The organism is Streptomyces netropsis, assembly GCF_014203545.1.
In the GTDB taxonomy this organism is placed as follows: domain Bacteria; phylum Actinomycetota; class Actinomycetes; order Streptomycetales; family Streptomycetaceae; genus Streptomyces; species Streptomyces netropsis.
On sequence record NZ_JACHJG010000006.1, the window covers coordinates 184,317 to 196,527 of the forward strand.

Sequence of the window (12,211 nt, forward strand, 5' to 3'; positions counted from 1 at the left end):
CTAGGGCGAGGACCGCGTGCGACGATCACCCGCCGCGGTGTCGCCGGAGGCCGAGGCGAGGATGCCGAGCAGTATCAGTACGAGGACCACGATGCCGAGGACCAATGCCACGGAGGCGGGGGTGGGGTAGTTCCACAGGATCAGAGCCAGCCCGCCGCCGGCGATGACGATGCCGGTGGTCCAACCACGGTGGGTGTCCAGCCAGCGTCCGGTGCTGCCGGTGCGCGCACCGGAGTGGGCCATGGCCCGGCCCGTGGCTCCGGTGCCGCGGGCCGCCACCGAGCGGATGAACCGGGCACCGCGTCCGGGACCATACAGATAGCCCGCCAGCACGGTGATCACCGCGAGGACGAGGACCGTGAGGGTGCTCGCACGCAGGAACCGTACGAGCGTGTCGTAGATGGGGGCTGCCACGTCCGACGGCAGGACGTCCGAGGGTACGGAATCCAGGTAGACCCGGCGCATGACGGCGAGACCGACGAGCAGCACGACCATTCCGACGCCGACGCCGATGCCCGTGGCCATCAGGGCGACCCGGTGCGAGGGGGCCGCCCAGATGCCGAGGGCGGCGAGGACGACCGCGGTGACGGGCAGCCAGGTGCCGACGACGTTGAGCAGGCGCATGGCGTCCTGGGCGTTGTCGAGCTTGTCGGTCTTCAGCAGTGGGATCGTCTTGTCGACGTCGGGGATGTCCGCGGCCTTCTCGTAGCCCGCGTCCACCAGCCGTTGCTTGACGTTGTCGATGACGGTCCCCATGTCCAGGACGATCGTGTCCCCCTTGGCCTCGACGGCGCTGTTCCCCTCACCGGTGAGGGTCTTCACCACGGCGGCGTGGGCGCGCCGGTTGGCACCGTCCCACGCCTGGGCGAACTGGTCGCTCTTCACCACCCTGGCCACCACATCGTGGACGGCCGAGTCGAGCGCGTTCTGCAGCGGCCCGGTGAGCAGGGGCACCTTGTCCACCACCTTGGGCGGGGCATCGGCCTTGGCGAGAGCCCCGCCGAGGGCGTCCGTGATGCTCTTGACGTCGACGTTGCTCACCACGCGTTTGGTCAGCCGGTCGGTCACCAGGTTCTGTACGGGGGGATCGGTGGCGATCGGTGCGACGGTCTGTACGTACCGGCCGGTGTCGGAGACCTCGGCGTTCACCCAGGCGGCCACGACGGCCAGAGGGGAGAGGAGGAAGGCCAGCACCAGCAAGACGCAGGCTCCCGCGTAACGCGTACGGCGGTGTCGGGAGTGGGCGGTCCTCCGCAGGCGTTCGTATTCCTCGCGTTCGGCGGCGCTCAGGGGTTGTTCGGCCGCTGAGCGGCCGCGTCCTTGGGGGGCGGAGGCGTCGGACGGGTCCATGGTTTCCTCCGTTGGTGCGAGATCGCGGCAGCCGCCGTGTCCTGTGGGCCTGGCGGAGCACGACGATCCGGTCGGTGACTTTCAGCGTCGCGGGGACGGCGGGCGATCCGCATCGCACGCGAAGGGTGAGTCCCGCCTGTGAGGTGTCGCGCGCACGGCTGATGTGACGTTTCAGTCCGGGAGGCGGCGCATTTCCTCGACGTGCAGCCCCAGGTCCTGGAAGCGGGCGAGGAGCCCGTACAGATGAGCCTCGTCGGTCACCGTGCCGAAGAACAGTGTCTGTTGTGGGATGGGCGCCCTGTCGAGCTCGGGAAAGGTGTCGGCCAACGGCGTGGAAACACGGCCGGTGACACGGAATTCGTAGCGCATGTCCGTACCGTTCCTGCCTGCTCCGGGGACTCTTCGTCTGTCATGCTGCGGGCGGCGCGGGGTGGTGGGCATCCCCCCACGCGGGTGAGCGGGCACGGGGTGGCGCATGGTGGGGCCGACCGCTCCGGGGTCAGAGAAGGTGCAGCTCCTTGCCGAGTTCGACGGCCTCGCGACGGCGGGAGACGCAGAGTTTTCGGTAGACGCTTCGCAGGTGCGTTTTGACGGTGTTGACGGACAGGTGGAGTTCGCCGGCGATTTCGTCGGTGGACAGCATCCGCGCGACGCAGGCGAGCACTTCGCGCTCACGGCCGCTGAGCGGCTCGACGAAGGCGGGGGTGCGCGGGCCGTCCGGTCGTCGGGTGGTGAGCCAGGACCGGGAGAGGCGAGCTCCGCCTTCGCCGTCGGCCCTGTCGAGCAGGTGCCGCAGCCACGGCCCGGCTTCGGTGAAGGGGCGGCGCAGCTGTTCGGGGCGGGCGGCCTCCAGTGCCTGCGCCAGCGGGTCGTGGGCGGCGGTGGGGTCGTCGCCCAGCATCGCGATACGGGCCCGCAGGAGTCGGATACGGACGTGGTCGGACAGGGTCAGCCGGTGTGAGCGGTCGGCGTGCGCCACGAGCCGCAGGGCGCGGTCGGTGCGGCCTGCTGCGAGGTGCGCCTGGGCCAGGGCGACGGTGAGGGCCGGTCCGTCGCCATCGCCCCCGTGCAGGGCGGAGACCGCGGCCTCGTGGTCTCCGTGGGCCAGGGCCGCGTGGGAGCGGGCGACGGCGAGGCGCTCGGCCGGCCAGGTCATGGGGGGTGGCCCGGGTTCGCCGAGGGTCGTCAGCGCGGCTGCCCACCGCCCTTGCGCCAGTTCGAGGCGGGATCGCAGGACGGCGCTTTCCGCGGCCATGACCGGGTCGTCACGGGTGTCGGGGCATGCCATGGCCTGTTCGAGGTGGTGACGGGCACCTCGGGGGTCCTCGCGTTCGAACGCGAGGACGGCCAGTGCCAGGTGACCGGCTCCTGAACGGCGGGCGGCAGACACACCGTGCCGGTCGGCGACCGCGAGGGACCGCACCGCGTGGTCCTCCGCTGCCGTCAGGGCTCCTACGGCGCTCTCGGTCAGCGCGAGCTTGCCGAAGGACGCGTGGAGTACGAGGTGGGTCGCGTCGTCCGTGCAGGCCGCGACGGCGTCGGTGAAGGCCTGCCGGGCGTCGTCGAGGCGACCGGACCGCAGGAGCGCGCAGGCCAGTCCGTGGAGCCGCAGGGCCTTGATCTCCGGATGCTTCTCGGTCCGCCACCGTGCCACCCGCGCCGTCAAGTCATCGGCGTCCCGGGCCGTCTCCTCGGCGGCCGCCCCCGGTGTGGCGCCGCTCTCCGGCCCGTAGGACTCGCAGAGCAGCCTCAGCAGGGCATGCGTCAGCCCGGCCTCGGGGCCGAGCGGTGTGTTGCCGCGGTTCATGTACCGCTCGGCTGCCGTGAGCCGCTCGCGGCAGCCTCCGGGGTCGCGGCGGGCCAGGCGGCAGGCTCCCGCGACGAGGGCGGGCTCGGCGCCGGGGGTGTCGTCGGGCATGCGGGAGAAGAGAGCCGGGAGGCGGTCCTCGTCGGTGCCGGCGAGCAGGGGCCCGATCATCAGGTTGCGAACGGCTTCGGCGGCTCCGTACTGCCAGTCCCCGGCCGCCGTCGCGTGTCCGAGGGCTTCGGCGGGCCGGCCGGCATCGGCCAGCCAGCGTGCGGCGCGGCTGTGGAGCCGCGGTGCGAGACCGGGCCGTCGGGCGCGCAGGTGTGCCTGGAGCACCTTGGCGAACAGTGGGTGGACGTGGCACCAGCGGGTGCCCGCGACCGGTTCGACGAAGGCACCGTCGTGGACGAGCCGAGCCAGGATCTGTTCGGCGTCCTGCCGTCCGGTCAGCGCGTTCGCCAGCTCGGGATGCACCTGGTCCAGGATGCTGGTGCGCAGGAGCAGTTCCCGGGTGGCGGCGGGCTGGGCGTCGAGCACCTCGGCGAGCAGGTAGTCGGACACGGCGTGTTCGGAGGCGGCGAACGACTGGGCGAAGCCTTCGGGGTCGTCGGAGTTCCGCATGGCCAGGGCGCACAGTCTCAATCCGGCGGCCCAGCCCTCGGTGCGGCTCGTGAGGGCGCGGACGGTGCTGTCCGCGGTGGCTGGATCGTGCTGTCGCAGGAGTGTCGCTGCCTCGTGTGACGTGAACGCCAGATCGGCACCCCGGATCTCGGTCAGCCGGTCCTCCGCGCGGTAGCGGTGGAGCGGGAGCCGTGGGTCCACCCGGCTGATCAGGACGAGGCGGAGCTGCGGGCCCGCGTGCTCGAGGAGGAAACCCAGGCCCTTCGACACCTCCCGGCCGGGCGCCTTGGCCATGTCGTCGAGCACGAGCACCACGGGGTGGGGCAGGTGCTCCACGGCGGAGGCGAGCCGGACAAGCAGGGAGCGGCCGATGCTGTCGGGGCTGGTGGGTGTACCGATGGTGGCGGGCAGCGAGGGAAGCGCCCGTCGGAGGGCTTCGAGGACGTAGGACCAGAAGACGCCAGGGGCGTTGTCGTCGGGGTCGAGGGTCAACCACGCGACGGGCCCCGGGGGCACGGCGAGGTGTGCCCAGGAGGAGGCGAGGGTCGTCTTTCCGGCGCCGGCCGGGCCGGCGATCAGCGTCAGCGGTCCGTTCGCCCCGCTGCTGAGACGGTCCAGCAGCCGCTGCCTGGGGACACAGGTCCCGGGGAGGGCGGGCACCGAGACCTTCGAGGTCAGCAGGGGGTCACCGGACCAGGCCAGCGCTGCTTCGGTGGCGGTGCCGGCCGGACGTCGGCTGCGCGCGTGGGCGCCGTGGGCCCCCTTGACTTCTTCCGTGACAGCGGGGAATCCGGACGTGGGCATCCAACCACCACCAGGGTGAGGACCTCGGCCACCGACGACGGTAGATCTTCCCGTCGGGGCGCACGTGCCTCTTCGTGTGCCGGGCCGTTCTCCGGACCCGCGACTCCCATGGTGCCTGCTCCCCTCTGCGGCTGCCACGCGGGACGGCGATGAGCGGTGGGCGGGGCGGTTTCGCGTGCACACGCCGACTGCCGTCCGTGCGGCTCGCCGAAGGGCCGGACGCACGGGCGGCGGCCTGACGTGGCGGTTCCCGTGGGCTCGCCCTCGGGGTGAGGAGCCGAGCGGCAGCTCACCCGCTCCGGGTGATGCGACGCCGTCGTCCCACCCGGAACATGCGGGAAGAAGCCCTGAGGCCCGGTGCCCTCACGCCCCGGAGCCAAGTCGGCTGACGGCCGGCACGGGGGCGCGTGTTCCACAACCGCGCCGCTGCCGAACCGGCAGACCCGCGCGAGCGAGGAGATTCGGTGATGACCGCGACGACCCCGCATCGCCACCCGACCCCGGATGAGCGGGCGGCACGTGGCAAAGCGGCCCGCGGCACGGCGCCGCGATCCGGCCACGCCGCGTTCGAGCCCCGGGACGACCGGCCGGATCCCGTGGAGGTCATCGAGCGGCAGTCCGCCAGTCGGGTGCCGGAACTCGTACCGATCCGCTACGGAAGAATGCTCGAATCACCGTTCCGCTTCTACCGCGGGGCGGCCGCGATCATGGCGGTGGACCTGGGGGCACTGGGCCACACCGGCATCACGACACAGCTGTGCGGGGACGCGCACCTGCTGAACTTCCGCCTGCTCGCCTCCCCCGAACGACACCTGGTCTTCGATATCAACGACTTCGACGAGACGCTGCCCGGACCGTGGGAGTGGGACGTCAAACGGCTCGCGGCCAGCCTCGTGATCGCTGCCCGTGCCAACGACTTCTCGGCCGGGCAGCGCGCCGGCGTCGTCCGTGAAGCCGTCCGGTCGTACCGGGAATCGATGCGGGGGTTCGCCGGGATGCGCAATCTCGATGTCTGGTACGCGCAGGCGGACACCGAGAAGCTCAGCGCCCTGCTCGGCGGCCGGTTGGCCAGGAGCTCCCGCCGGCGTCTCTCCCATGCGCTGGACACGGCGCGGACCAGAGACAATCTGCAGGCCTTCGAGAAGCTCACCACGACCGTCGACGGCAGTCGGCGGATCGCCTCCGATCCCCCGCTTCTCGTCCCGCTGAGAGACCTGCTCTCCGAAGCCGATCGTGCGGAGTTCGAGCGGGACCTCCGTGAGGTCATCGAGCGGTATGGCACCAGTCTCACCTCCGACCGCCGACACCTTCTCGGACAGTTCCGGATGGTCGACATCGCACGGAAGGTGGTCGGCGTCGGCAGCGTCGGCACCCGCTGCTGGGTCGTGCTCATGCTCGGCAGAGACGATGAGGACCCGCTGCTCCTGCAGGCCAAGGAGGCCGGCACCTCGGTCCTCGCCCCGTACTCCGGGCGGAGCGAGTACGACAACCAGGGTCAGCGCGTCGTCGCCGGACAGCGGCTGATGCAGGCCGCGAGTGACATCTTCCTCGGCTGGGACCGGGTCACGGGTGTCGACGGGAGACAGCGTGACTTCTACATCCGCCAGCTGCGCGATTGGAAGGGCATCGCACGGCCCGAGACGATGAAGCCCAGCGAGCTGAGGTTCTTCGCGGGCCTGTGCGGCGCTACGCTGGCACGCGCCCACGCCCGCTCAGGAGACCGGATCGCGATCGCCGCCTATCTGGGCGGCGGTGACGTCTTCGACCGGGCGCTGGCCGAATTCGCCGAAGCCTACGCCGATCAGAACGAGCGCGACTTCCAGGCCCTCACCGAGGCCGTACGCACCGGCCGGATCACAGCCGAGACGGGCTGAACAGGGCAGACGAAGGCTCGACCGACCGGGCTCGGGCCTTGGCCGTATCAGGTGCCACGCCCCCAGGCGGGGGAGAACCCGGCCGACATGCCTTATGTCCATGTTGTGCGGATATGATATGCATCATGGTCAAGCCTGGACAGTCGCGACTCCGCCGTCCCCATGGCCGGTGGTCCTTCGTTCAGCTGTCCCCAGTGCTCCTGACCGTGGTCATCGCCGGCCTGGCGTACTCCACGCCGCCGGACATGGCCTTCAGCCGCATTCTGCCCGCGGCCCCCGCTCTCGCGGCCGCCATGTGGCCCGTGCTCCCCACCGTGCTGCTGGGGACGGTCTGCTTTCTGCTCATGATCGGCCTCAGCCTCGTGTTCCCCGGCCTGGGTGCGTGGTACACGGTGGCGGGCATCGTCGCGGTCACCGTGGCGGCCGCGTACGGAAGCCACGTCCGGCTCCAGCGGGAGCAGTCCCTCTTCCAGGTCCGGCTCGTCGCCGACGCGGCGCAGCAGGTGGTCCTGAGCCCGATGCCGCGCCGCTTCGGGGGCATCGAGATCGAGTCGCTGTATCTCGCGGCCGCCGCCGAGGCCCGCATCGGCGGCGATTTCTACGAGGTGGCCGACACCCGGTTCGGGGTCCGGTTGCTCATCGGCGATGTGCGGGGCAAGGGCCTGCCCGCGGTGGGCGCGGCCGCGGCGGTGGTCAACTCCTTCCGGGAGGCGGCCTACGCCGAGCCCGATCTGGGCGGCATCGCGCGCCGTCTGGAGGCCAGCAGCACCCGTTACAGCACCGCGTTTCCCCCTGAGGACCTGATGGAGCGCTTCACCACGGCCGTTCTCGTCGAGATCCCACACGAGGACGACCTCATCAGGGTTCTCAACTGCGGGCATCCGCCGCCGCTGGTCCTGGGCCGCGAGGGGCTCCGCGTCCTGAACCCCACCGCGCCCTCCCCGCTCCTCAACCTCGCGGACCTGATCGGCGATCACTACAGCATCGACACCTTCGCCTTCGCCCGCGGCGACCAGCTGCTCCTCTACACCGACGGCGTCACCGAGGCCCGCGCCCGCAACGGCGAGTTCTTCCCACTGGCGGACTGGATGAGTCGGCAGACGCCGGTGCAGCCCCGCGAACTGCTCGACGGGCTCCACCGCGACCTCCTCCACTACAGCAGCAGAGGCCTTGACGACGACATCGCCGCTCTCGCCGTGCACCTGCACAAGAGTCCGGACCCGATCGACGGCCGGCGGGCTCAGTCCGCGTAGCCACGTCTCCCCTGTTCCTGTCGCCCGCGCCTGCCTCGCAGGCCGAAACCACCGGGCGCCGACACAGGGGAGGCCGGCGCCCGGTGGTCGTTCGGGTGTCCGTCGACGATCAGCTGCCCGCCGGGCTCGCCGACTGGGCGGCGTTGTAGACGGCCTGTTCCTCGTCACCGAGGTGCGTGGAACTCATGTTGGGGCCCTGCACCCAGCCGAAGAGCTTGATGATCTGGCCGGGGTCGTCGTACCGGGAGAAGACCCCGACCTGGAGGCCCTCACCGGTGGTGGGGTCGAAGTTCTGCATCAAGGGGCCGCCGCTGCAACCCGGCGACTGCGCGCCGCGCATCACGTCGCTGTAGTAGACGGGGTCGTTCCGGGTGGTGCCCTGGGTGGCCATGAGGCTCCGGCCGTCGAAGGTCCGCTGGAGCTGCGGGGACACGTTGCCGGGGCGGTAGTAGTTGCGTTCGTTGATGGTCGGGTACCCGAAGACGTGGTTGTTCTGGTTCTGCGGCTGGTTGAAGCCGATCTGCTGGCCGCCGGTGACCTGGCCGATCGGCCGCGGGTCATCGGGGTTGTCCACCAGGACCGCCGCCATGTCGTGGCCCAGCAGCCAGTCCGCGCTCCGGCTCCAGGTGTTGGTGATCCACTCGCGGGTCACGCCCCAGACCCCGTACGGGGCGATGTCCTTGCCGGGAAGCGCCGTGCTGGAGGTGTGGCGCTCCAGGTTCGCTCCGTTGAATCCCGGCACGAAGACCATGTTGGTGATCATGGTGTTCCCGAAACCCACATCGATCGGGGTGTGGATGCGCAGACAGTGGGCGGCGGTCACGACGACACTCTGATTGGCGCTGTTCACCACGTTGCCGGAGCACGCGGTCGTCGAGACGGCGCCGGTGACCACGTCCTTGTTCTCGATGAAGAACTTGCCGGCGGTGCGCGAGATCTGCCCGGCCTTCCGCGGCCACGGCTTGCTGAGGTTGTCCCAGCCCCCGGGGGGCGGGGCGGCGTCCTGGTCCTCGTGGTTGAGGCCGGTGGAGGCCATCTTCGCGAGGGTCCAGTACTCCACCTCGGACCTGAGCTTCTGCTGATGGTCGGCACCGGCCGGGACCATCGGGGTCAGCTCGAACGCGGGGGCGGCGGCTTGCGCCGGGGGCGCCGCGGTGAGCAGAGCGGCCATCAGTCCGATCACGCCGAGCACGGTGGTTCTCGTGCGTCTTGCCAGCTTTCCGACGGGCAATGCCTTCTCCTCCTTGAGGGCGTTCATGGAGACGGATGGCCGGACCTCGAGGCCTTCGACACCCCGCCCTTACGGGTTGGCAGTCACCGTGAAGCCCGCTCCGAAGACGCCGGTGGGAGCGGCGGCGTCCCGGGCACGCAGATCGGCGAGGATGTTCGCCGAGCTGGTGTACAGGAAGGGCGGCAATGCCAGGGTGATCCCCTTGGTGATGCCCGCCCAAGGGCCCGAGGCCTGGAAGTTGTTGGCCTGGGAGGGAAGAGCACTCCCCGGTACGCGCCAGATCGCCGGCCCGCCCGAGTCGCCCTTCATGGAGAATGCCGCCGATCGGTAGACGCCGACGGCGCTCTCCATGATGGTCCCGTACCACACACCCGTCTGACCGGACGTGATGAGCTCGTTGCCGCCGGGGGCGAGCAGCCGCTCGTTGTCGAGTGCGGGGTTCAGGGCGTTCGGGCTGACGATCCCGCCGGGGACCTTCAGCATGCCCGTCTGCTTCAGGTACGGGCCCTGCGAGGAGAGCGTCACCTTCGGGCCCAGCTCGATGATCATGTAGTCCTTGGTCACGTGCCCCGTCTGCGAACCCTCGGGGTCCTTGAAGTAGCGCACGTATCCGATCGGACCGAACCCGGTGTCCGCCCGGTCGTATACGGGAGCGATGTCATCGTGGATCTCGCGGTCCGCGTATTCGGGATCACGGAGGCAATGGCCTGCCGAAACGGCTATCTTGTGCCCGTACTTGTCCGTGCCCACCGCGCCGATCGTGCAGAAGGCGTCGGGCATCGACGGGCTGAAGATGATCTGCATCGCGTTGTGTACGCGCTTGCCCTGCTCGGCGGCGGCCTGGGCGGCACCGACCCCCAGGGTCCAGATGACCGCCAGGCTCAATAAGAACGTGCACAGTCGCTTGATCATTGTGCGTAACCCTGTCTGTCGGGGAGGGAGAGGTCAGGCGGAGGCGAATGCCGCTTCGAGCCGCGGAACGAAGTCCACGAGGTCCTGCGCCCAGCAGCCGTAGTTGTGGCCGCCATTGCAACTCTCGCCCCAGCCGGAGCCGTTGCCGTAGTCCACGTAGTGCGAGGGATATCCGAGGGCGTCCAGGCGTTCCTTGGCGTGTTGGGACGCGGACTGGACCCAGAACTCGGGCTCGGCGGGGTTGCCGCCGCCGTTGCCGGTGTAGATCGTGACGCCCGTCCCGGCCCGGGCCAGGACGTCCATGTGCGAGACCGGGTCCGCCTCGTTCCAGCGCCAGTCCGCGTTGAACACCGGGTACGGGGTGCCGAAGACCGCGTCGCTGGACACGGTGGGGCCGAAGTTGAGCGAGCAGGTGGGGCTGGAGGTGCCGCAGAGCGGCGCACCGATGTTGGTCAGCGTGGCGACGACGGCGGCGCGCATGACGGCATGGTTCCGCGAGAGCTCGTTGCCGCCGGACAGCGTGGCGACCTGGCTGAACAGGTCCGGGTGCCGCTGGGCGTAGTGCAGGGCACCGAAACCGCCCATCGACAGACCGGCGACGGCCCGCCCCTTCTTCGACGCGGTGGTGCGCAGGTTCGCCTCGATGAACGGGATCACCTGGCTGACATGGAAGTTCTCCCAGTTCTGCGCACCGGCGGCGGTGCCCTGGTCGAGCCAGTTGCTGTACCAGCCCCTGCGCCCCCCGTCCGGAATGACCGTGATCATCGACTTGGCAGCGAGGAGGGCCGGATAAGCAAGATTCGGATTGCCCGGATCGTCGGACGCACCGTGCAGGAAGTACAACACCGGATATCGCTTGCCAGGGTTGGCCGCATAGTCACTCGGCAGCAGGACCCGGATCCGGTGCGCCCCGGCGACCTGAGGCGTGTTCACGGTGACCACGAAGTTGGTGGCGGAGCCGGTGGCACCGCCGACCTGGGTCAAACCGAAACCGTCGGCCATGGGCGGCGGCCCCGAGGCGGCATCGGCACGCGCGGAAGGTGCTCCCGACAGAAGGAGGGCGGCGGCCAGGGCGGCGACTGCTGCCTTCGCGCGCAGGAGCCGGGTGGGCAGGACTGATCTCATCAGTTGTCCTCGGGCTGGGCGGGGGCTGGGTGCCATGGGACTGGTGGTCCAGCCGGACACCGGAAATCTCATCGCAGCACTCTGGGTAACGCCATACTGTGCGGGTGGCGCACCTGCGCCAGCGGCCCAAGTGCGCCACCCGAGCGGCGGGCTTCCGGAGCCGGTCGGGCCGGCTCCGGTACGGCGAGGGAGATGTCGTGCACGACGTGTTGGACCCGGACTCCGACCGCGGACGGGTCTATCGGTGTCTGGTCAGCCATCCGCGCGTGTCCGTCGGCCAGTTGGCACCCCTGGTCCGACTGAGCGAGTCCGTCGTCCACGTGGTACTGAAGGAACTCGCCGCCGAGGACATCGTCGTGACGACGGACCTCGAGACCGGGGAAGCCTCCTGGGAGGCGTTACCGCCCGCGGAGGTCGTCGAGGCGCTGCTCCAGCGCGATGCCGCCCTGCGGACATCGCTGCGTCAGGCCGGGACGGAGCTGGAACGGCTCTACCGTTTCGCCCGGAAGGACGCCGGGCACTACGGCGCGTTGGACGTCGTCGAGGACCCCGCACGCGTCCTGGCGGTGAGCCGACAGCTTCAGCAGTCGGCGCGCCACCAGATCCGGGTCATCGACGTACCTCCGTACTCCGGGACGTCCGACCACTACCTCGCGCAGGAAGTGCTGCAGCGCGAGCGCATGGCCGCCGGAGTCGTCTACCGCAGCATCTATCACGGATCCGCCTTCGACGACCCCATCGCGTGGCCCAACATGGCGCGCATGATCGAGGCCGGGGAACAGGCACGGACACTGGACGATCCGCCCATGAAGCTGGCCATCGGCGACAACGATCTGGCGGTGGTCACCCTCGCCGCCGACGACCACCCCGGTGTCGTCTCCCTCCTGATACGTCCGTCCGGCCTGTTCCAGGCGCTGTCCAACGTCTTCGAGTCCCTGTGGAGACTTGCCGTCCCGATATCGGCGGCGGGCATCGGCACGCAGATCGACGCCCGGGACCGCCAGATCCTCACTCTCATGGCCAGCGGTGCCACCGACGACGCGATCGCCAGACACCTGGGCGTGGGCCGTCGCACCGTCGTGCGCCGGGTCTCCGCCCTCCTGGCCAGGCTGGGCGCCACGACCCGTTTCCAGGCGGGGGTCCAGGCGGCACGGCGCGGCTGGCTCTGAGGACGTCCCACAGATGTCGGCGCCACAGCCGAGGAGCCGCCCCGCATCACGGAGTTCGGCCGGTA

9 protein-coding genes are annotated in these 12,211 nt (G+C 70.3%); 3 read left to right on the forward strand and 6 right to left on the reverse strand.

Translation table 11 applies throughout. From position 1 onward, the window contains the following. The 3 genes from FHS38_RS16610 to FHS38_RS16620 form a co-directional block, all read right to left on the reverse strand. On the reverse strand, positions 1 to 1,350 hold the full coding sequence (locus FHS38_RS16610) for a hypothetical protein (RefSeq protein WP_184734339.1): 1,350 nt from the start codon (positions 1,348 to 1,350) through the stop codon (positions 1 to 3). A gap of 171 nt (positions 1,351 to 1,521) precedes the next feature. Next, complete coding sequence (locus FHS38_RS16615; RefSeq protein WP_184734340.1) at positions 1,522 to 1,719, reverse strand: DUF8691 family protein; 198 nt, start codon at positions 1,717 to 1,719, stop codon at positions 1,522 to 1,524. A 130-nt stretch (positions 1,720 to 1,849) separates the two neighbouring features. Further along, complete coding sequence (locus FHS38_RS16620) at positions 1,850 to 4,582, reverse strand: winged helix-turn-helix domain-containing protein (protein WP_184734341.1); 2,733 nt, start codon at positions 4,580 to 4,582, stop codon at positions 1,850 to 1,852. A 467-nt stretch (positions 4,583 to 5,049) separates the two neighbouring features. Here FHS38_RS16620 and FHS38_RS16625 point away from each other — a divergent pair, with 467 nt between their 5' ends. Together FHS38_RS16625 and FHS38_RS16630 are read left to right on the forward strand one after the other, a co-directional pair. Next, positions 5,050 to 6,456, forward strand: coding sequence for a DUF2252 domain-containing protein (locus FHS38_RS16625; RefSeq protein ID WP_184734342.1), 1,407 nt, complete (start codon positions 5,050 to 5,052; stop codon positions 6,454 to 6,456). Positions 6,457 to 6,581: 125 nt separating this feature from the next. After that, positions 6,582 to 7,709, forward strand: a complete 1,128-nt coding sequence (locus FHS38_RS16630; protein WP_184734343.1) for a PP2C family protein-serine/threonine phosphatase — start codon at positions 6,582 to 6,584, stop codon at positions 7,707 to 7,709. A 109-nt stretch (positions 7,710 to 7,818) separates the two neighbouring features. Here the strand turns inward: FHS38_RS16630 and FHS38_RS16635 are convergent, their stop codons facing one another. Genes FHS38_RS16635 through FHS38_RS16645 form a run of 3 tightly spaced genes read right to left on the reverse strand, consistent with a single transcriptional unit; the run spans position 7,819 to position 10,977 of the window. After that, positions 7,819 to 8,967 carry a trypsin-like serine peptidase gene (locus tag FHS38_RS16635; protein ID WP_184734344.1) on the reverse strand — a complete coding sequence of 383 codons (1,149 nt, stop codon included), beginning with the start codon at positions 8,965 to 8,967 and terminating at the stop codon, positions 7,819 to 7,821. A 42-nt stretch (positions 8,968 to 9,009) separates the two neighbouring features. Then, complete coding sequence (locus FHS38_RS16640; RefSeq protein WP_184734345.1) at positions 9,010 to 9,852, reverse strand: hypothetical protein; 843 nt, start codon at positions 9,850 to 9,852, stop codon at positions 9,010 to 9,012. A gap of 33 nt (positions 9,853 to 9,885) precedes the next feature. Next, entirely contained in the window at positions 9,886 to 10,977 is a 1,092-nt protein-coding gene (locus FHS38_RS16645) for an alpha/beta hydrolase (protein WP_184734346.1), read from the reverse strand. A 197-nt stretch (positions 10,978 to 11,174) separates the two neighbouring features. On the opposite strand from FHS38_RS16645, the gene FHS38_RS36085 reads away from it, so the two are divergent. Then, a complete protein-coding gene (locus FHS38_RS36085; protein ID WP_184734347.1) occupies positions 11,175 to 12,146 on the forward strand; it encodes a LuxR C-terminal-related transcriptional regulator in 972 nt (323 codons plus the stop codon). The last annotated feature ends 65 nt before the right edge of the window (positions 12,147 to 12,211 follow it).

Excerpts from the sequence above, each read along its gene's own strand:
- FHS38_RS16610 (WP_184734339.1), bottom strand. The coding sequence starts at position 1,350 with ATGGACCCGTCCGACGCCTCCGCCCCCCAAGGACGCGGCCGCTCAGCG.
- FHS38_RS16615 (WP_184734340.1), bottom strand. The coding sequence starts at position 1,719 with ATGCGCTACGAATTCCGTGTCACCGGCCGTGTTTCCACGCCGTTGGCC.
- FHS38_RS16620 (WP_184734341.1), bottom strand. The coding sequence starts at position 4,582 with ATGCCCACGTCCGGATTCCCCGCTGTCACGGAAGAAGTCAAGGGGGCC.
- FHS38_RS16625 (WP_184734342.1), top strand. The coding sequence starts at position 5,050 with ATGACCGCGACGACCCCGCATCGCCACCCGACCCCGGATGAGCGGGCG.
- FHS38_RS16630 (WP_184734343.1), top strand. The coding sequence starts at position 6,582 with ATGGTCAAGCCTGGACAGTCGCGACTCCGCCGTCCCCATGGCCGGTGG.
- FHS38_RS16635 (WP_184734344.1), bottom strand. The coding sequence starts at position 8,967 with ATGAACGCCCTCAAGGAGGAGAAGGCATTGCCCGTCGGAAAGCTGGCA.
- FHS38_RS16640 (WP_184734345.1), bottom strand. The coding sequence starts at position 9,852 with ATGATCAAGCGACTGTGCACGTTCTTATTGAGCCTGGCGGTCATCTGG.
- FHS38_RS16645 (WP_184734346.1), bottom strand. The coding sequence starts at position 10,977 with ATGAGATCAGTCCTGCCCACCCGGCTCCTGCGCGCGAAGGCAGCAGTC.